The organism is Sediminibacterium sp. TEGAF015, assembly GCF_025997995.1.
Lineage (GTDB): Bacteria > Bacteroidota > Bacteroidia > Chitinophagales > Chitinophagaceae > Sediminibacterium.
Map to the genome: position 1 here is coordinate 2,943,622 of NZ_AP026683.1, position 20,874 is coordinate 2,964,495.

The 20,874-nt window shown below is 40.1% G+C and carries 20 protein-coding genes; 17 read left to right on the plus strand and 3 right to left on the minus strand.

The features are described 5' to 3' along the window. Positions 1–34: 34 nt before the first annotated feature. Positions 35–946 carry a glycosyltransferase family 2 protein gene (locus TEGAF0_RS13110; RefSeq protein ID WP_264898893.1) on the minus strand — a complete coding sequence of 304 codons (912 nt, stop codon included), beginning with the start codon at positions 944–946 and terminating at the stop codon, positions 35–37. A 10-nt stretch (positions 947–956) separates the two neighbouring features. Beyond that, positions 957–1,952: a class I SAM-dependent methyltransferase gene (locus TEGAF0_RS13115; protein ID WP_264898894.1), complete on the minus strand. Its 996-nt coding sequence runs from the start codon at positions 1,950–1,952 to the stop codon at positions 957–959. A gap of 69 nt (positions 1,953–2,021) precedes the next feature. Here TEGAF0_RS13115 and dut point away from each other — a divergent pair, with 69 nt between their 5' ends. From dut to TEGAF0_RS13200, 17 genes are all read left to right on the plus strand, one after another. Continuing rightward, on the plus strand, positions 2,022–2,471 hold the full coding sequence (dut, locus tag TEGAF0_RS13120) for a dUTP diphosphatase (RefSeq protein ID WP_264898897.1): 450 nt from the start codon (positions 2,022–2,024) through the stop codon (positions 2,469–2,471). Positions 2,472–3,031: 560 nt separating this feature from the next. Further along, the gene (locus TEGAF0_RS13125) at positions 3,032–3,859 is read left to right on the plus strand and encodes a DUF4292 domain-containing protein (RefSeq protein ID WP_264898898.1); all 828 of its coding nucleotides are present in this window, start codon (positions 3,032–3,034) and stop codon (positions 3,857–3,859) included. 101 nt (positions 3,860–3,960) lie between these two features. Further along, entirely contained in the window at positions 3,961–5,400 is a 1,440-nt protein-coding gene (locus TEGAF0_RS13130) for a murein hydrolase activator EnvC family protein (RefSeq protein ID WP_264898900.1), read from the plus strand. 173 nt (positions 5,401–5,573) lie between these two features. Then, the gene (hemA, locus tag TEGAF0_RS13135; protein ID WP_264898902.1) at positions 5,574–6,578 is read left to right on the plus strand and encodes a glutamyl-tRNA reductase; all 1,005 of its coding nucleotides are present in this window, start codon (positions 5,574–5,576) and stop codon (positions 6,576–6,578) included. Then, complete coding sequence (hemC, locus tag TEGAF0_RS13140) at positions 6,575–7,486, plus strand: hydroxymethylbilane synthase (protein WP_264898904.1); 912 nt, start codon at positions 6,575–6,577, stop codon at positions 7,484–7,486. The genes hemA and hemC overlap by 4 nt, the downstream gene beginning before the upstream one ends. Continuing rightward, positions 7,483–8,178: a uroporphyrinogen-III synthase gene (locus tag TEGAF0_RS13145; protein WP_264898906.1), complete on the plus strand. Its 696-nt coding sequence runs from the start codon at positions 7,483–7,485 to the stop codon at positions 8,176–8,178. Before hemC ends, TEGAF0_RS13145 begins: the two co-directional genes overlap by 4 nt. After that, positions 8,171–9,193, plus strand: a complete 1,023-nt coding sequence (gene hemE / locus TEGAF0_RS13150; protein WP_264898907.1) for a uroporphyrinogen decarboxylase — start codon at positions 8,171–8,173, stop codon at positions 9,191–9,193. The genes TEGAF0_RS13145 and hemE overlap by 8 nt, the downstream gene beginning before the upstream one ends. Positions 9,194–9,203: 10 nt before the next feature. After that, positions 9,204–10,178 (plus strand): porphobilinogen synthase, encoded by a 975-nt coding sequence (hemB, locus tag TEGAF0_RS13155; RefSeq protein ID WP_264898908.1) that lies wholly within the window; start codon positions 9,204–9,206, stop codon positions 10,176–10,178. 1 nt (position 10,179) lies between these two features. Next, positions 10,180–11,466: a glutamate-1-semialdehyde 2,1-aminomutase gene (gene hemL / locus TEGAF0_RS13160; protein ID WP_264898909.1), complete on the plus strand. Its 1,287-nt coding sequence runs from the start codon at positions 10,180–10,182 to the stop codon at positions 11,464–11,466. Continuing rightward, positions 11,467–12,831: an oxygen-independent coproporphyrinogen III oxidase gene (gene hemN, locus TEGAF0_RS13165; protein ID WP_264898910.1), complete on the plus strand. Its 1,365-nt coding sequence runs from the start codon at positions 11,467–11,469 to the stop codon at positions 12,829–12,831. Positions 12,832–12,835: 4 nt separating this feature from the next. Then, complete coding sequence (gene hemH, locus TEGAF0_RS13170) at positions 12,836–13,849, plus strand: ferrochelatase (RefSeq protein ID WP_264898912.1); 1,014 nt, start codon at positions 12,836–12,838, stop codon at positions 13,847–13,849. A gap of 4 nt (positions 13,850–13,853) precedes the next feature. Beyond that, complete coding sequence (locus tag TEGAF0_RS13175; RefSeq protein WP_264898913.1) at positions 13,854–14,387, plus strand: CopD family protein; 534 nt, start codon at positions 13,854–13,856, stop codon at positions 14,385–14,387. 38 nt (positions 14,388–14,425) lie between these two features. Then, positions 14,426–15,910 (plus strand): glycerol kinase GlpK, encoded by a 1,485-nt coding sequence (glpK, locus tag TEGAF0_RS13180; protein ID WP_264898915.1) that lies wholly within the window; start codon positions 14,426–14,428, stop codon positions 15,908–15,910. 83 nt (positions 15,911–15,993) lie between these two features. Continuing rightward, positions 15,994–16,185, plus strand: coding sequence for a HipA N-terminal domain-containing protein (locus tag TEGAF0_RS13185; RefSeq protein ID WP_264898916.1), 192 nt, complete (start codon positions 15,994–15,996; stop codon positions 16,183–16,185). Between the two features lie 47 nt (positions 16,186–16,232). Next, positions 16,233–17,282, plus strand: a complete 1,050-nt coding sequence (locus TEGAF0_RS13190) for a Fic family protein (protein WP_264898917.1) — start codon at positions 16,233–16,235, stop codon at positions 17,280–17,282. Between the two features lie 8 nt (positions 17,283–17,290). After that, positions 17,291–18,991 (plus strand): glycerol-3-phosphate dehydrogenase/oxidase, encoded by a 1,701-nt coding sequence (locus TEGAF0_RS13195; RefSeq protein ID WP_264898918.1) that lies wholly within the window; start codon positions 17,291–17,293, stop codon positions 18,989–18,991. A gap of 64 nt (positions 18,992–19,055) precedes the next feature. Beyond that, on the plus strand, positions 19,056–19,760 hold the full coding sequence (locus TEGAF0_RS13200; protein WP_264898919.1) for an MIP/aquaporin family protein: 705 nt from the start codon (positions 19,056–19,058) through the stop codon (positions 19,758–19,760). 42 nt (positions 19,761–19,802) lie between these two features. On the opposite strand, the gene TEGAF0_RS13205 is transcribed toward TEGAF0_RS13200, so the two are convergent. Next, the gene (locus tag TEGAF0_RS13205) at positions 19,803–20,867 is read right to left on the minus strand and encodes an AI-2E family transporter (RefSeq protein ID WP_264898920.1); all 1,065 of its coding nucleotides are present in this window, start codon (positions 20,865–20,867) and stop codon (positions 19,803–19,805) included. Between the last annotated feature and the right edge of the window lie 7 nt (positions 20,868–20,874).

Sequence of the window (20,874 nt, forward strand, 5' to 3'; positions counted from 1 at the left end):
CCTAGATGAAATCCTAGTTTTAATAAGTCTTTAATTAATGAATGTTCCCGAGTAGACCGTCCTTGATGGCTTTGAGGACAATCTTGAACTTGCTAAATCTTCTTCGGACTAAGAAATACGCTAGTACCCCCAAAAGATAAATTAAATTATAGGTCAAAACCGTGGGGATGCAATACCAGGGGGTATATTTTTTTAAGACCCAAATGCGATTACGCTGATTCATATAATGCACATTGGGGTTCACGAATCCTTCCTTCCCCTTTGTTTTGCTTTTATTGGATTGCCCTGCAATATGATAAATAACCGAGTCTCCGTGGTATACCAGCGATAACCCCAATGCCTTGATGCGAAATGAAAGATCCACATCTTCACTGTACATGAAAAATTGTTCTGCTAACAATCCTGTTTGTTGAAGCGTTTTTGTTTTCGTCAAAAAAGCACAACCTGTAATCCAATCCACTTCTTTGATGGTAAGTGATTCGGGAGAGGGAATTTTATTTTCGTCTTTGCTATAGAAATAGCCCCAACACTTTGCATAGTAGGAACCTCCATTCCAAAGTAAGTCTCGGTTATGGTTAAAATGGATACGAGGTTGAATGGCACCTACCTGCGGATGGGCTTCCATATACTGCACCAAATGACTCAAGAAATCGGGCTCTACGAGTGTATCGTTGTTGAGCATGATGGTATAATCATACGCCTGCGCAAGGGCGTAATCAAAACCCAAATTATTGCCTCCCGCAAAACCCAGATTGGTAGCAGATTCTATCAAAATAATTTCGGGATGTAGTTGCTTGAGCGCCTTGCCAGAACCGTCAGCCGATCCATTGTCTACCACCACAATCGAATAATTGGCGTATTGAATCCCCTTTAGGGAAACAATACAATCGCTGGTAACTTCCAGGCTATTCCAATTGATTAATATGATAGCAACAGAAGGTTGCATGAAAAAAAGTTTAAGACTTTTGACCTATATAAGAAGCCAACAATTCATTGTCTGGCAAAGTATAGCCCGGCTCTTTTTTTCCTAAGAAAAACAAACCACAGGCGGCATCGTAAGAACCCTTGTTTTTGTTCAGTAGGTAATCGAAATATTTTAACCAGAAGCTGACGAAACTTCCGATATAACTAAGGGCTTTATTTATTTTTTTGGTGGGAGCAAAACTGGTGATAAAATACATGACCGACCAGGCCATCATAGAACCCGCACCAGCCACTAGCCCGCTATTTTCTTCTCTAAAATTTCTAAACAATCTTCTATGACCCAACGGAGTGAAGCGATGAAAATCGTATTTGCCCCCATGCACATGTTGCATGAATGGGGTCTCTGCATAAATCAATCCCCCGGGTTTCAACACGCGTTCTATTTCTTTAACGCAAGCAAAAGGATCTAGTACATGTTCCAGTACCGCTTGTGCAATCACCAGATCAAAGGATTCATCCTTAAAAGGAATCTGGTGCGCATCTATGATAATATTGGTATTAGGCCCATGTGCCACATCCGATTCTACCATTACGGTATTGGCAGGTAAATGATCTTTTAGTTCACGGATGCCATTCCCATCAATGCTCCCCCCGATTACTAAAATGCGGATGGGTTGCGATTGGTTAGCAATGGTTGCTAAATGTGCAGCTTTTGCTTGTAGTTGAGTCGCAATGGCTGCATAGTTTTTTTTGCTGGCTACGTTTAGCGTAATATCTGGTCTGATTTTTTTGAAAAACTGCAGAATCGGATTTTGGTAGCTGTTGAAAAAAATGGTTGGCGGCTTCCCATCTGCAAAATCTGCGAAGTTGAAAACTGGATTCTTCGGGCTTATCATTACAGGAACCTGATGATAAATAGGATATTGACATTTGCAATGACCGATACAGGAGAATCCATTCGACGTTTCTTCTACCGCACTACTACATTCAGGACAAACCAATATATCTTTAAACGATTGATAATTCATCTTACAGTTTTGGACGCATCTAGCTGTGCAAATTAAGTTATTCTGCTGTTTAATTAATAAGTTTACAAAATGAGTACTGCCCCTATACAAGTGAAAATAATTAATCAATCTAATAACCCGTTGCCCGAATACGCCACTCTTGGTTCTTCAGGCATGGATATTCGTGCATCTCTTGCTGAGCCCATGGTGTTGCAGCCCATGGCTCGAGACTTAGTGCCAACTGGTTTATTTGTAGAGATTCCATTGGGCTATGAAATTCAGATTCGCCCCCGCAGTGGCCTCGCGATAAAGCAAGGTATTACCTGCCTCAATACACCAGGCACCATTGATGCCGATTACAGAGGGGAAATCAAAGTGATTTTGATTAATCTTTCAGCTGAGCCGCAGACCATTAAACCCGGCGACCGCATTGCCCAAATGGTTTTGCAGAAAATGGAGCAAATTCAATGGGTTCTTGCTACTGAATTGGGTCCTTCGGAACGAGGGGAAGGAGGGTTTGGAAGCACTGGCAGAAGCTAAATTATTTGTAATAGAATATTCAAAAACTCGTTAGCTAATTTTTGTTTCACAAAAATTAAATGCCTCGTTTTTAAATATTCTATCACAACATCTCACCTTTAGCCTTTATCCATTTGCTTCCCAATCCCTACTATAAATGAAATCTTAGCATATAAATTGAGTCATACCTTTGTGTCTGGGCAAATCCTTTCGTATGAAAAAGAAGCTAACCTTAACAATAGATAATTCCGTGTTGGATGCCGCAATACTTAGTTTCTAAGTATGGCAAAATCTACTCCTGCCTGCCAATCCTGCTGATTTTGGCTATCTTTGCAGCCGTTTTACATGCAAATTTAATTTAATGGGCTCATAAAGGGCTCAATTGGCTCATAATGGGGTCACGGAGGTGCAATTGGCATGATTTGTGGCAAGAAAAGGGCTGAATAGAAACGTTTTAAAATTGGACTTTTAAATAGATGATTACATGCGTGTTTGAATTTTAGTTTTGAGGCATTTAATTTTTGCAAAGCAAAAATTAGCTAACGAAAAACTGAAATTCAAATACACATAAAATAATTGAAATGAAATTTGTAAAAATATTATTACTACTCACTATCGCAGCCAGCTGTAAGACAGTGAAGAAAGTGGCCACTATCCAAGAAGCCATCGACAAAAAAGACACGACCCAAACCGTTGTGATTACGGAAACCCCCAAAGTAGACTCTGCCAGCATAGTGCGAGGGATTTTGGAGAAAGTGGTTACCAATAATATTCAGTTCAAAACCTTCAATGCCAAAATTAAAGTAGACTATGAAAGTGCGGAGAACAGCGATAGCTACACGGGCTATTTAAGCATTGCCAAAGACTCTCTAATCTATATCAGAATCCGTGGCTCTTTCCTGGGCATTTCGGCAGAAGGTTTACAGGTTAAGATTTCCAAAGACTCTGTAGTACTGGTGAAGAAAGTGGGAGACAAATATGTGCAGTACCGCACCATCGACTACTTAAAAGAAGCTACACAGATCCCCTTCGATTTTAAGACCCTCCAGGACTTATTGATTGGCAATCCTGTTTTCGTAACCAACAATATTGTTTCTTATAGAGATGGTCCTTCTACCTTGTCGGTATTAATGGTGGGGGATATTTTTAAGCACTTGATTTCGCTCTCTAATGATGATTTTAAAGTGGTGCACAGTAAGCTGGACGACGTGGATATTCAGCGGAACCGTACTTGCGCCATTAGCTTCAGTAATTATCAACCCATGGGCACCTATCAGTTTGCCACCCAGCGTAAAATAGTGGTGGCTGAGAAGAGTAAACTCGATATCAACCTAGATTTTAAAGAGTTTGCCCTAAACGAACCGTTAAAATATACCTTCGAAGTGCCCAAAAACTACAAACGGAAATAATTTAAAGACGGTTTTAACGTTTATAGTTAGATATTGGGTTGGCCATGAAAATGGATTTTCTAGTTGGTTCATTTATTTTGTAGAAATTTTAATTTTTGATGATGTCTAAACAAATCTTCTCTTTCATAGCAGTGCTGCTCTTTAGTGGCTTCGTAGCCGTAGCGCAAAACAGAGAAGAATTGCAGAAACAGAAACAGAGCATTGAACGCGAACTAGCCGAATTAAACCAGTTGTATCGCGAAACCCAGAAGAGCACCAAATCTTCGGTGAAGCAACTGGCCATCATCAAAAGAAAAATCAATGCACGGGAAGCCCTGATCAATGGCATCAACCGTGAAGTAAAGCAACTGGACGAAACCATTTATTTGAACGAGCGCGACATTTACCGTCTACGCAAAGAATTGGATACCCTGAAAGTGAAATACGCCAAGAGCATTGTATTCGCTTATAAAAACAGAAGTAGTTACGAATACCTGAACTTTTTGTTTTCTGCCAGCAATTTCAACGACGCATTGAAGCGTGCGGCTTATTTAAAAAGCTATCGCCAGAACCGCGAAACCCAGGCCAATACCATTGTGAAAAGCGAGCAATTGTTACAAGATAAAATTGGCGTATTGAGTGCCAACAAAAAAGAAAGGCTGAGCACACTGGAAGTACAGAATAAGCAATTGTTAGACCTAGAACAAGACCGAAAAGAACAAGACCAAGTTGTAGCTCAACTAAAAGGCAAAGAGAAAGAACTGAATAAACAAATTCGCGATAAAGAGAGTCAGCGTCAGAAAGTGGCCGTGGCCATTAATGCGGTGATTCGTCGTGAAATTGAAGAAGCGAAAAAAAGAGAAGAAGCCAAGCGTTTGAAAGCTTTGGAAGATGCGCGTAAATTAAAAGCGGCTCAGGATGCAGCAGCAGCGCAGGTTGCAGCCGATAAGAAAAACGCTGCGGGCAAACCCGCGAGTGGAAATGCTGCTGGTAACAATGCAGCCAATATGGTGGCAGCCAACGGCGCTAATAATAGCGGCAGTGCTAATCCCCCCAGACCTACCTTAAACGATGCTACTACGGGCGTTACATCAGCTGCAAAAGATCGTACCTATTCTCCTTTGGAATCTACGCCTGAGGGCATGGAGTTGTCGCTGAATTTTGAGAACAATCGTGGGCGTTTGCCTTGGCCGGTTAGCAATGGTGTGGTTACGGTGGGATTTGGAACGCAGAATTATGCGGGCACCAAGTTGATTCAAAAATCAGATGGATTGGAAATTGCTGTACCAGTAGGTTCTCCGGTTCGTTGCGTGGCCGATGGGGAAGTAGTGTATGCGGGTGAAGTAGCCGATGAAAATATTGTGTTGGTAAAACATGGTAAATATTTTACCGGATATAAAAATCTATCTGCTGTTGCCGTATCCCGTGACCAGAAAGTGAAAGCCGGAACCGTATTGGGTAAGTCGGGTACTTCCATTGATGGAGAAGGTGGCATCTTATTCATGATCATGAACGATAAGAGTGTTGCGCAGAATCCAGCGCCTTGGCTTCGTTCGAAATAGGAAAGATTAATTAAACTTAAAATATTAGTTAATAGTAATGTGAATTTTTTTACATCTCATTTGTCATTCCTAAGTAAAAAAACGGCATTATTTGTCATTCACTTGTCACTAATTCCATCTAGAGAATTTAGACAGATTCAGCGAGATACTTTTGTTGAAACTGTTCGATTAGGATGGAAAAATTTCTTGTAGCTGGCGTCAATTATAAAAAAACAATACTAAGTATTCGAAGTAAATTCTCTATTAGTGAGCAAGCTATAAAAGAAATTTATACGCAGTTTAAACATGAGGGGAGAACAAATATTATTATTCTTTCCACCTGTAATCGCACTGAAATTTATGGGTATGGTATAAGTGAAGGTGAAATCAAAAATATTTTTGAAAAGTATACTGCTGCAGATAAGGTGGCTATTGAAAAGCATCTTATTGTTAGAAATGGACGAGAAGCAATACAACATTTATGTAGCGTATCAGCTGGTTTAGAATCTCAGATTATTGGAGATTATGAAATTGCTGGTCAGCTTCGTTCCTCTTTTAAAATGGCCAATGAAGCGGGAATGACAACCGGCTTATTTCAGAAAATTCTTGAAACTTCTTTACAGGCAAGCAAATCTGTCAGAACGCAAACGAATATATCTGATGGAACAACCTCTACATCCTACGCTGTTATTCAGCATTTGAAAAAATACAGTCTTAACCATTTAAAAATATGCCTAATTGGCTGGGGTAAAATAGGGCTTGCCACTTTCCGCAATATACGTCAACACCTACCGGATGCCGACCTTACCATTGTAAATAGATCGCTAAATAAATTGTTGACTATTGACCATGCACCTTGTAAGTTATATTCTCTAAATGATATGGAGCAGGCGCTTAGTAACGTTGATGTGGCCATTATTGCTACTGCTGCAGAGGGTTATTTAATTAGGCCTTCTATTCTCTTGCACTCAAGGGTTAAAATAATTTTTGATCTTTCTGTTCCATCGAATATATCTCCTGATGTACGTGATTTGGAGCATTTGGAAGTTTACAATGTAGATGATTTATCTATCGAAATAAATAAAAATCTAGATAGAAGATCTAAGGAAATTCCACTTGCCATGCAAATCATCAACACATATATTGATCAGTTGTACGCATGGCAAGAAAGAAAAAAAAGCAGAACTGTTTGTTCATGAAAACTATTAGAATAGGCACACGAACAAGTCCTTTGGCAATGTGGCAGGCCAATGCTGTAAAAAATGCATTAGTAGAGAAGGGCTACGATGCTACCTGTATTGGCATTGAAAGTACTGGCGACAAGGATCTAACGACCCCCATTTATGCTATGGGTATAACAGGCGTATTTACCAAAGAATTAGACATTGCTTTATTGGACGATAAAATTGATCTGGCGGTTCATTCATTAAAAGATGTCCCGACTCAACTTGCTTCAGGACTTTCTCTTTCTGCTGTTTTGCCAAGGGGATCATCCGAAGATGTGATTGTAACAAGACAGGCTTTTGATTTTTCTGCGAAAGGCTTAACCATTGCATCAAGTAGTATCAGACGAAAATCACAGTGGCTGGAGCGATATCCTACGCATCAAATTGTTCCTGTTAGGGGGAATATTCAAACACGCCTACAAAAATTAAATGATAATAATGATATCGCTGGAATGATATTCGCTAAAGCAGGTCTTGAGCGTTTGGGATTCATTAATGATTGTACCCTTACTTTAGATTGGATGTTGCCAGCTCCGGCTCAGGGAATCGTTGGAATCATTTGTAATGCGAACAACAGGTCTATGCATGATATCTGCCAGCAGATCAATGATTCGCAAACTTTTATGGCTGCTCAAATTGAAAGGGAGTTTATGTTTACCCTACAAGGTGGTTGTTCCATACCCGTAAGTTGTTTAACAACATTTCAAGGTAATGATATTGTTATAGTAGGGGCCATTCATAGTATGGATGGAACAAATTCTTACAGAAAAGAAAAGCGAATATGTATCAATCAAATAGCAGGAGCTGGTGCTTCACTTGCAATGGAGCTGCTTACACAACCAGGTGCTTCTTTATTAATGGATGAAATTAGAAAAGCATGATGGTATTAAGTACAAAGCAGTTAAATGCCAATATGATAAAGAGGGCCAAAGAGGCTTTTGGAATGGATTTGGTTTGTAAGTCGTTTACTAAAATCAAGCGAACTGATTTTTTGTGCAGTCCATTCACGCTGGAAACGTATGATAGTATTGCTTTTACTAGTGCAAATGCTGTTCATTATTTTCTGGAAAACATGGATCATAAACTTTTAGCTAATAAAAACATCTTCGCTTTACAAGGGGCAACACGCGAAGCGCTTCTGTTAAAAGATATAGTGCCCAATATCATTGCACCTAATGTAGATGAACTGGGCAAACTAATTAAATGGAAGAAAGAAGAATTGAATATTCAAAGAATGCTTCACCCAATTGGGAATCTTACACTGCCCGATTTAGGATATGTGGTTACAGGTGCTGGCATGACTTATCAAGAACTGAATGTTTATCATACTGAATTAAATCCCGTACCTGTGGATGCTATTCCATTTAAAGCTATTCTTTTTTTTAGTCCAAGTGCTATTGACAGTTTTTCAATGGCAAATCGGTTCTCCTCCGAAAGAGTTTATGCATGTATTGGTAATACTACTTTCACTCGTCTTCAATATTATACAGACACAAGCAATGCAGTAATTGCAAAAAATCCAACACCCGAAGCCATGTTAATGGCCTTATCTAAAAAAATGAGCAATGATTAAAAATGACCTCTTTTTACGAGCTTTAAAAGGTAATAGTGTAGAGCGGCCTCCCGTTTGGATGATGCGCCAGGCTGGACGATACTTGCCGGAATATATTGAACTCAGAAAAAAATACGATTTTTTTACTCGCGTTCAAACGCCTGAATTAGCAGCAGAAATTACTGTACAGCCAATTGATATAATCGGGACAGATGCTGCCATACTTTTTTCTGATATTCTAGTTGTTCCTCAGGCCATGGGGCTTGAAGTTCAAATGGTGGAGTCGAAGGGCCCAATCTTACCCAAAACCATAGCAACTTCTGCCGATCTTGCACAATTAGTAGTTGATGAAGCAGCAGATCAGCTTTCCTATGTTTATGAAGCCATCAAGGTTACCAAGCAAAAACTAGACGGTAGGGTGCCATTAATTGGATTTGCTGGAGCTCCTTTTACGATTCTTTGTTATATGGTAGAAGGTAAGGGGTCAAAAGCTTTTGATAAGGCAAAACAATTTTGTTTTGCCCAACCTAAATTGGCACATGAACTCTTAGCTAAGATCACAGAAGTTACTATTCAATATTTGCGACGTCAAATCAAAGCTGGGGTTGATTGTGTACAGGTTTTTGATAGTTGGAGTGGATTACTTTCTCCCAATGATTTTAAAGAATTTTCCCAGCCATACCTTGTTGCAATTGCCAATGCGCTTAAAGAGGAATCCCCTGTTATTCTTTTCCCCAAAGGCAGTTGGTATGCATTGGAAGATTTATCAACATTAGACATTGGTGCAATCGGTATTGATTGGACTATTTCTCCGCAATTAGCTAGGCAACTTACCCAAAACAAGATAACGCTTCAAGGAAATTTTGATCCCAACCATTTGCTGAAACCCATTTCTGAAATTAAGAAAGAAGTAAAACAGATGATTGAGGCATTTGGGAAAGATAGATATATCGTTAATCTGGGACATGGCATTTTGCCCAATGTTCCCGTTACGCATGCAAAAGCTTTTGTAGACGCTGTTAAATTGTATCAATAAAATAACCATCATGATTCATCGTCCAAGAATACTTCGTGCATCCGCTTCCATACGAAAAATGGTTCAGGAGACCATTTTGCAACCACAACATTTAATTGCTCCCCTTTTTATTGTGGAGGGTGAAAATGTGGAAGAAGATATTCCATCCCTTCCAGGTTATTATCGCAGAAGCCTCGATAAAACATTGGAGGAAGTGTTTCAACTTTACGAGTTGGGCATTCGTTCGGTTTTGTTATTTATTAAATGCCCTGACTCCAAAAAAGATAATGAAGGAACAGAAGCACTTCGTGAAGATGGATTGATGCAGACGGCTATAAGAGCCATTCGAAAGCAGATGCCTGGTATGTTGATCATGACGGATGTTGCATTAGACCCTTATTCTAGTTACGGTCACGACGGAATTGTAAAAGAGCAAGAAATTATTAATGATGAGACCATAGCCATATTAGCAAAAATGGCAGTTAGTCATGCAGCAGCAGGGGCTCATTTTGTTGCTCCCAGCGATATGATGGATGGGAGAATTGCTGCAATTCGCCACTCTTTAGAAACTGCAGGCTATCAAAATACAGGTATCATGGGTTATAGCGCAAAATATGCTTCCTGTTTCTACGGTCCCTTTAGAGATGCGCTTGATTCTGCTCCCGGATTTGGGGACAAAAAAACCTATCAGATGGATCCAGCCAATCGTTTAGAAGCGGTTAAAGAAGTTCTTTTAGATGTGAATGAAGGGGCAGATATTGTTATGGTTAAGCCCGCACTTTCTTATCTAGATATTATTCGCGAAGTAAAAAATGCTACCCATATTCCGGTTAGCGCTTATCATGTAAGTGGTGAATACGCGATGATAAAAGCGGCTGCTCAAAAAGGATGGTTGAATGAGGATCAGGCAATCATGGAAACTACAGTAAGCATAAAAAGAGCAGGTGCAGACCTAATTGCCACCTACTTTGCTAAAGATATTGTTCGCTTAATAAACAATGCATAAAATGAAAATGAGTAGTAAAAGGCAAAAGAGTGAAGTTTTATTTGCGAATGCTAAGCTTTCCATTCCAGGTGGCGTGAATTCTCCCGTTCGTGCATTTAAAAGTGTAGGTGGGAATCCAGTCTTTATGGAAAGGGCGGAAGGGGCTTATTTGTATGATGCAGATGGAAACAGCTATATTGATTATATAAATTCATGGGGTCCTATGATCTTGGGACATAATCACCCCACAGTAGTAGAAGCGGTAAAATTGCAAGCCGAGAAAGCCTTTTCTTTTGGTACACCAACACAACTGGAAACCGAAATGGCAGAACTCGTAAAGTCATTGGTTCAAAATGTTGAGCTCATCCGTTTTGTGAGCAGTGGCACAGAAGCTTGTATGAGTGCTTTGCGATTGGCAAGGGGGTATACAGGTAAAAATAAGTTCATCAAGTTTGAGGGTTGCTATCATGGACATGCAGATCCTTTTTTAGTGAAAGCGGGAAGTGGATTGGCAACTTTTGATATTCAGACCGTACCGGGTATTCCTGCCGGAGCAGCTATGGATACACTAACGGCAAAGTATAATGATTTGGAGGGTGTGATGGCATTGTTTGCCCAATATAAAGAGGATATAGCTGCAGTTATTGTAGAACCTGTTGCAGGAAATATGGGTTGTGTATTACCTGAGCGTGGCTTCTTGGAAGGTTTGCGAAAGCTTTGTACAGCCCATCATACTGTGCTCATTTTTGATGAAGTAATGACGGGTTTTCGATTGGCTGCCGGAGGTGCGCAGGAAAAATTGAATGTGCAGGCAGACCTTATAACATTTGGTAAAGTAATTGGAGGAGGACTACCCGTAGGAGCATTTGGAGGTAAAAAAGAAATAATGGAATGTTTAGCTCCTGTGGGGAAAGTTTATCAGGCAGGTACACTAAGTGGGAATCCATTGGCGATGGCTGCAGGTATAGCAACCCTATCCATCTTAAAGAATAATACTTTTATTTATCATCAACTTGAACAAACAACCAGTTCATTGGCTTCAGGGTTAAAAAATGCGTTTTCAAGTAAAGGAATACCAGTGGTGATAAATCAATTGGGCAGCATGATTAGTGTTTTCTTTTCAGAACATCCTGTTCGCAACTTTGAAGAGGCAGCCGTAACGGATATTCCCCTTTTTAATCGATTCTTTCATCATATGCTAGATCAGGGTATCTACCTCCCTCCAGCAGCATTTGAAAGCTGGTTTGTTTCTGCAGCTATCTCAGATGCAGAAATTGAAAAAACGATTCAAGCCATAAAAACTATGTAAGTGAAAAAAGATCTGATTGAACTATTAAATAAATATGATGTACCCGTACCTAGGTATACTAGTTATCCAACGGTACCCTATTGGAATAAGGACCAGTTTACTACGGATAAATGGTTAGAAACAATCAATAACAGATTTGTAAAGGAACAAAATGAATTATCCCTTTATATTCACTTGCCCTTTTGTGAAGAGTTGTGTACCTATTGTGCCTGTAATAAAAGAATCACAAAAAACCATGGTACAGAAGCCCCCTATCTTGCTGCTGTTTTAAAAGAATGGGAGATGTATTTGAATGTCTTTCCTGGCAAACCCATTATTCGTGAAATTCATTTAGGCGGAGGAACACCCACTTTTTTTTCACCCGAACATTTGAAACAATTGATCCAAGGATTGGTGAAAAACTTTGAAGTGGTAAAAGATCATGAATTCAGTATTGAAGTGCATCCCAATTATACAACCTTTGAGCATTTAGAAGCACTTAGATCTGTTGGGTTTAATCGTATCAGTTTGGGTGTTCAGGATTTCAACTATGATGTTCAGTATATTATCAATCGTATTCAAACATTTGAAGAAACAAAACGAGTAATTGATCAAGCGCGTCAGTTGGGTTTTGAAAGCGTGAATCTGGATTTGATTTATGGATTGCCCAAACAAACACTGGCTTCTATTGAACATACAATTGCGCAAACAAAATTATTGATGCCAGATCGAATTGCTTTTTATTCCTATGCACATGTGCCTTGGAAGTCTAAAGGCCAACGTAGATACAGCGATGCTGATGTACCGGTTGCGGCAGAAAAGATTGCTATGTATAGTTTGGGGAATGCCATGTTAAGTGAAGCAGGATTCAAAAGTATAGGTATGGATCATTTTGCTTTGCCCTCAGATAAATTGGTCAAGTCTTATGATGAAGGGAGTTTGCACCGAAATTTTATGGGGTACACTACCACGAATAACAAATTACTGATTGGCTTAGGTACATCTAGTATTAGTGATAGTTGGGAAGGATTTGCCCAAAATGATAAAGAAGTTGAGTCATATCAAGATAAAATCAATGCCGGGAACTGGGCTTTTGTGAATGGACATGTATTATCGGCATTAGATGGTCAGATTCGCAGATTGATATTAGACTTGATGTGTCAGGGTAAATTGGTGCTGGATTCTTCCCATTTTTCAGCGGAGCATCTTCTTTTCATTAAGCAAAAATGGAGTGAAATGGAAGCAGATGGATTGGTTCGCTGGAATGATCAAAACCTAACTGTTCAACCTGAAGGAAGATTATTCATTAGAAACATTACAGCTGTTATAGATCAATACCTTTTTAAAACAGGTACAGCAAAACAACAATTCAGTAAAGCGTTATAATGTTATGGCCAAGAAAATTCTATTGCTAGGAAATTTGGGATCCCCTAATTCCCCTTCTACAAAAGATGTAAGGAAATATCTGGATGAATTCCTTATGGATGAAAGGGTAATTGATATTCCTTATTTTATACGATACCTATTGGTCAAGGGAATTATTGTTCCTTTCCGGGCTCCACAGAGTGCCAAAAAATACAAAACCATTTGGACAAAAGAAGGATCCCCTTTAATCACGATTACCAATCAGTTGGCAAATTTGGTACATCAAAAAACAAATATACCTGTGTATGTTTGTATGCGTTACGCAAATCCAACGCCGAAATTTGCCTTAGATGCCATTCAGCGGGAACATCCCGATGCGGAAGAAGTAGTTTTCCTTCCCTTGTATCCGCACTACGCCATGAGTAGTTACGAAACTGCAGTTAAGCATGTAATATCTAATCATGAAAGGGGGGGGTATGCATTTAGTCTTTCAGTTATTAAGCCTTATTATAAGGATGAAAAATATATTCAAGCATTGGCAGAATCCATTCGTCTATACTTGAAAGAGAAACATGACCATATATTATTTAGTTACCATGGTATACCTGTTCGCCATCTCAAAAAGACCGATCCAACAAAAAATCATTGTGCCAAATGTGATAATTGTTGTGAAATTGCTTCTGATGCACATGCAGTATGTTATCGTCATCAAGTGAAAGTTACCACAGAAATGGTTGCACAATATTTAGGGTTACCCGAAGGTAGATTTAGCTTTTCATTCCAATCACGTTTGGGTAGCGATAAGTGGTTGCAACCCTATACTGCAGCGGAATTAAAAACTTTTCCTAAAAAGGGGATTAAAAATTTAATTGTTGTATCACCTGCTTTTGTAAGTGATTGTTTAGAAACATTGGAAGAAATACATGTAGAAGGCAGAGAAGAGTTTGAGGAAGCTGGTGGTGAAAATTATGTTACTGTTCCTTGCCTAAATACGGATGCTTTGTGGATAGATGCCATTGCTCATTTGATAAATACATAGTAGCATGAATTTCTTCTATATAAAAGCCTTGCATATCATTTTTGTGGTGACCTGGTTCAGCGGAATGTTTTATTTATGCAGACTGTTTATTTATCAACGTGAGGCATTTGATAAGCCAGTGGATGAAAAAAGCATATTGCTTGCTCAATTTGAGATAATGACTCGACGGCTTATATATGCAATAACATTGCCTTCTGCTGTTATAACTTTTGTACTGGGTATTTCCCTTCTCTTATACTATCCTTTCATTCCCGGCTGGTTATGGCTCAAAATTTTCTTCGTTTTACTCTTATTTCTTTACCAAGCATCCTTGCATGTAATTTATCAGCATCATGCTAGAAAATGGTTTCCTTATACTAGCCAGCAATTGAGGCTATGGAATGAAGTACCAACGATATTGTTAATCTCGATTGTTATGCTTGTTGTTGTAAGGGAAAAGATCAGTATTGTTTATGGGCTGGTGGGTATTATTGGAATCAGCACTACAATTGTGTTCTTTATTAATCTGTACAAAAAAAGGCGAAATTCAAAAAACTAAATTGACTATGTTTTTCCTATCTTGTTGCAAAGCTTTCTATGCAACAGTATATCCTTTCTTTTGACCAAGGAACCACGAGTAGCCGTGCCATTTTATTTGATAAAAACGGGGCGATTTTTTCTACCGCGCAAAAAGAATTCACACAGATTTTTCCGCAACCCGGTTGGGTAGAGCACGATGCCAATGAAATCTGGAGTACCCAAATTGGTGTTGCCGCAGAAGCCATTACCAAAGCGGGTTTGAGCATTCAAAATATTGCAGCTATTGGTATTACGAATCAGCGTGAGACCACTGTGGTTTGGAATAAAACTACGGGGGTTCCTGTGTATAATGCCATTGTTTGGCAGGATAGAAGAACCGCCAATTATTGCGACTCTTTAAAAGCTGCAGGTCATGCAGCGATGATTCAAGAGAAAACAGGGTTGATTATAGATGCCTATTTTTCTGCTACCAAAGTGAAGTGGATACTCGATAATGTTTCGGGTGCTCGTGCCTTGGCTGAGAAGGGTGAACTCATCATGGGTACCATTGATACCTGGTTGGTTTGGAAACTCACCAACGGTCAAGTACATGTTACCGATGTGTCGAATGCATCGCGTACGATGCTTTACAATATTCATTCCTTGCAGTGGGATCGCGAATTACTCGAGCTCTTCGATATCCCGGCAGCCATGCTCCCCCAAGTAAAAAGTTCCAGTGAAATTTATGGTACTACACAAAGTATTTTGACTTCGCATCCCGTGCCGATTGCAGGGATTGCAGGTGATCAGCAAGCCGCTTTGTTTGGTCAACAATGCACCCAGCCGGGCATGGTAAAAAATACCTACGGTACGGGCTGTTTTATGTTGATGAATACAGGTGAGAAACCTGTGCGTTCTACCAATCAATTGCTAACTACCATTGCCTGGCAAATCAATGGTGTTACGCAGTATGCATTGGAAGGTTCTGTATTTATTGCAGGGGCCGTGGTGCAATGGTTGCGCGATGGTTTGCAAATCATTCGTTCTTCTGCAGAAGTGGAAACCCTTGCTGCACAAGTGTCTTCTGCTGATGGCGTTTATGTGGTGCCGGCTTTCGCGGGATTGGGAGCGCCGTATTGGAATCAACACGCGCGCGGTACGATTGTGGGGATTACACGCGGTACTACCCGAGCGCATATTGCGCGAGCTGCAGTGGAAAGCATTGCCTATCAAACCATGGATGTGTTGAAAGCGATGGAAGCCGATGCAGGTATTTCTATCAAAGAGTTGCGCGTGGACGGTGGAGCAACGGTTAACAATACCCTAATGCAGTTTCAAAGTGATTTATTACAAACTTCGGTGGTACGTCCTACTACGGTGGAAACCACGGCACTGGGTGCGGCTTATTTAGCCGGACTGGCCGTTGGCTACTGGGGTTCTGTTTCAGAGATTCAAAGTATCTGGGAGCGTGATCGAGTATTTACTCCCTCTATGTCTTTGGCTTCACGCGACGAACTAGCTGCGGGTTGGGCAAAAGCGGTAGGTGCGGCGATGAATTATTAGGAGACGGGCGGATTTTAGGGCCAGCGGTGCAATCTATGATTTTGTAATTTTATATTTAAAAGCATGCAAAAAATCATCCTGATTTGTTTGTCAGTTTTACTATGCCTGTTCGTAAGCAGCCATATATTAGTAAAAGATTATTCCCATTTTTTGATGGACTGATTCCAGAGGGTTGGTTGTTGAATATAGCTTCAGAAAGTTGGAAGATTAATCAATTGATTATAAACACACTTCTATTTTATCAATCAATAGAATTCAATTTATCAATCATTTGACCGATTTTTTGATTGATAAATCATATATTTATGATTGATAAAATTAAATGCCCAAAAAATCTGAAAATAGAAAAGAAGAGATTCTTGAATTTATTCAAGAGCATCCCAATTGTACTTCACAGGTAATTTTGGATGGGTTAAAGCTAGAAATAAGTGTAGCTACTTTGCGCAGAAAGCTTCAAGATTTAGTAGCAGAGGAGTTGATAGTTCTTATTGGAGAACTGAAAAGCAGACGATATGAAATGAGTCCTGCTTATAAAATGATTCGACCCATTCATCTTGAACAATATTTTGAAAAAGAAATTGACGAGCGAAATATTTTGGAGAAATTCAATATCGATTTGATTAGCCAAACACTTCATGCGATTTCAATTTTTACAAAAGCAGAGCTAGATCATTTACATATTTTACAGAAAAAGTTTGCATCCAATATATCCAAATTGTCTGAAACAGAGTACAACAAAGAGATGGAAAGGTTGGCCATTGATTTAAGTTGGAAGTCATCGCAAATTGAAGGAAATACTTACTCTTTATTAGAAACAGAAAGATTGTTGAAAGACAAAGAAACAGCTGCCGGCAAAACAAAAGAGGAAGCGACCATGTTGCTGAATCATAAAGCTGCATTAGATTTCATTATTGAGCATACGAATTATATTGAACCTATTACTGTTTCTTCGATTGAAGATATCCATAGTATTTTGGTGAAGGAATTAGACATTAAAAGAAATATTAGAAACGGTAGAGTGGGTATTACTGGTACCAATTATAAGCCATTGGATAATGCATTTCAAATTAAAGAGGCATTGACAGCTATGTGTGCTTTGATCAATGAAAAAGAAAATGTATTTGAAAAAGCTTTACTGGTTCTGGTATTGATTTCTTATATACAACCCTTTGCGGATGGCAATAAAAGAACGGCTAGAATCATTAGCAATGCTATTTTGATGAATCATCAGTACTGTCCCATTTCTTTTAGAACGGTAGATTCTATTGAGTATAAGAAAGCGATGTTGGTATTCTATGAACTAAATAATATATCTCCTTTCAAAAATATATTCATCAATCAATTTGAATTTGCAGTGAATACCTATTTCTAGTTGCGTCTATGAATGATTTGAATCTTATATACGATATCGTGATTATTGGCGGCGGCGCAACGGGTTGCGGCGCCGCGGTAGATGCAGCTTCGCGCGGATACAAAACTTTGCTAGTTGAGCAATATGATTTTGCGAAAGGAACTTCCAGCCGCTCCACTAAGTTGGTGCATGGGGGTGTGCGGTACCTGGCACAGGGGAATATTAAATTGGTGCGCGAGGCGTTAGCCGAGCGCGGTAGGTTACTCAAAAATGCGCCACATGTAACGGGTACGCAACTCTTTGTGGTACCGGTTTTCAGCCTCTGGGAAAAATTTTATTATAGTGTTGGACTAAAAGTCTATGATATTCTTTCAGGAAAATTATCGCTAGGCAAAACCCAATTACTCTCTCGGAAGAAAACGCTGGAGTTATTGCCTGCATTGAATCCTAATAAACTAGTGGGCGGCATTTTGTATTACGATGGTCAATTCAATGATGCTGAACTCTGTATTGATTTGGTGCATACGGCCGTGCGTCATGGCGCTGAAGTAATGAATTATACAAAGGCGGTGGGCTTTATTAAGGAGAAGGGAGTAATTGTAGGAGTGGAGCTGGAAGACATGCTGGGGGCGGGTATCGCGGTTGCTGGTGTTGCTGCGAGTGCAGATGATGTTGCGGATGGCGGGCCTCAGGCTAAGGCGCGCCGTGTGGTGCGCTGCAAAACGGTGATCAACGCGACGGGCGTTTTTACCGACGCGGTCTTGCAAATGGATGATCCGCATGCCGACACCTTGGTCTATCCTTCGCAAGGCATTCACCTTGTAATTGATGCCAAACATTTTAAGGGGACCAATGCCTTAATGATTCCGAAGACCGATGACGGAAGAGTTCTGTTCGCGGTTCCTTGGCAGGGCAAAGTGGTAGTGGGTACCACCGATACCCATGTGGATCATATTGATGTAGAGCCCTTGCCATTAGCTGAAGAAATCATTTTCTTACTCGATCATTTCAATCGCTATTGCAATGCGCAACTTACCAAAGCAGATGTGCTCAGTGTTTTTGTGGGATTAAGACCGCTGGTAAAAGCAGCAGGCACAACGGTTTCGTCGATGCTTTCTCGCGATCATACTTTGGTGGTGTCTCCGAGTAAAATGGTTACCATCACGGGAGGGAAGTGGACTACCTATCGCAAAATGGCGGAAGATGCAGTGAACAATGCTGTGTTTGTAGGAAAATTAGAAGGGGGGAAAGCCGCAAAAAAATTAGATAAAAATTCTGCTGAAAAATTGGCTGCAAAAAAGGGGGAGCCTTTTGTTGAAAAAAAATGCATTACAAAAGAACTTCCGATTGGGGATTTAGGGGCTTCGAAGAAATTAGCGGAGCAGTTGGTGGCGGCAGATCCTGCGATGGGGGCAGTACTGTTGCCAGCAGCTGTTGGGCAAGCCTATGTGGCGACGCATTTGACGACAGCGAATGCAGCGCAAGCGCATGAAGCTTCCGCTATTCGTGTAGTGGATGTGGTTGTTGCGGCGCGCTGCAACTATGTTAAAACCGTGGAAGATTTTCTAGCGCGCCGCAATAGACTGCTCTTCCTAGATGCTAGAGCAGCTATAGAATTGGCTCCTGCTGTCGCAAAAATTTTACAAAAAGAATTGCACTGGTCCGATGCACAAAGAGAAGCGCAAATTCAATCCTTTATTCAATTAGCCCAACAATACATCGTCCACTGAAATTTCAATACATTGAAATTTCAGCGCCTGCGCAACTCAACAGAATTATCCCTAAATTCAAACCATGAATGCATTTATCGCTGAACTAATTGGTACGGCCATCATCATTGCTTTCGGCAATGGCGTAGTAGCCAACGTGGTTTTAAACAAAACCAAAGGAAACAATGGAGGTTTAATTACCATCACAGTTGGCTGGAGTATGGCTGTTTTTATTGGCGTGTATATGGCGGCGGCTTCTAGTGGTGCGCATTTGAATTCAGCAGTCACAGTTGGATTGGCTTCCTTAGGCAAGTTTGATTGGGCCATGGTGCCGCAATATTTACTGGCGCAATTGCTAGGTGCCATGTTAGGTCAATTGGCAGTGTTCCTTATATACAAAGATCATTTTAATAGCAGCGAAGGACTCGCACAAAGAGCTTGCTTCTGCACCGATCCTGCTATTCGCAATCCAGTTCAAAATTTCATCACTGAATTTTTAGCAACGATGATTTTTATGATTGCTGTTTTATTCATCACAAAAGGAGAGCAGGCACTCGGGTCTTTAGATGCATTACCCGTAGCTTTAGTAGTGTTAGGAATTGGTTTGAGTTTTGGCGGCCCAACGGGTTATGCCATTAATCCTGCGCGTGATTTGGGTCCTCGTATGATGCATATGATTTTGCCGATGAAAAACAAAGCCGACACAGATTGGGGATACGCCTGGGTTCCCATTGCAGGCCCAATTTTAGGAGCATTGGCAGCAGGGTTCATTTTCAATTTGCTCCAATAGTATTCTCGTACGAAAAATTTAATTCCATTCAAGAGCCTCGTTTTATTTCATAAACGGAAGCTTGAACTGCTTACTCGTTACTTTCTTTTTCTTGATGATAGTAGGGTCGTGCTGAAATTCCTGGTAGTAGATTTTCAATAAAATCAGGAAATAAGAAATCAGTAGTGGCCCGAAGATTAATCCGGTAATACCAAAATATTGTAAGCCCATAATTACGCCCAATAGCGTTACCAAGGGATGCACATCTGCCATTTTTTTAGCCAGTACAAATCTGACTACATTGTCCATAATGCCCATTACAAAAGTTCCCCAGCAAATCAGTCCAATGCCGTATCCCAATCCCATATTGGCCATCATGTAAACGCTTACCGGTACCCAGATTAAACCGGCACCTATAATAGGAATCACCGATGACAATCCTGTAAGTACGCCCCAGAAACCAGGCTCTGGTAATCCCACCCATAAATAATACAGCCAGGCCAATCCACCTTGTATTAATGCAATCAAAGGAACCCCAATGGCATTGCTTACGGTTTGCGCTTGCAATTCATTCGCGAACAACATGATTTTTTCGCGCTTAAAAGGCAAATAAAATACAATGGCTGCTTCCATTCTGTTCAGATTTGTAATCATGAAAAACAAAATGAAATACATCATGCCAATAGCACTTAATAAACTCAAACCTTGGCTTAATAAACCACTGATAAAATCAGTGACATATCCCTGCATGCCACTTAAGTTTTTAGCCGATAACAATTCAAAATGATAGTCTGCCTTTAATCGCTGATCTAAGTCTTGTAAGGGAGCTAAAAAAGCATCCGTATTTCCGGCAATTAATAAGGCTTTTTTATATATCATTCCCACTAAAAAAGTGAAGGGTAGGAGAATGATAAAGAAGGAAACCACAATCACTAAAACAGCAGCAGCTGTTTTGCTCCAGTTTCTTTTTTTTACCAATTTTTCTACGGTGGATTTACTCAATACATAGAAGATAGTGGCAGCAAGGAACGCAGTGAAAAATTGTTTTAGGGTATAAAACAAAAACGCAGCGAACAATAACATGACGCCTAGAAAAATGTAGCGGTTTATCTTATGGTCTTGGTGCATTTTTCGT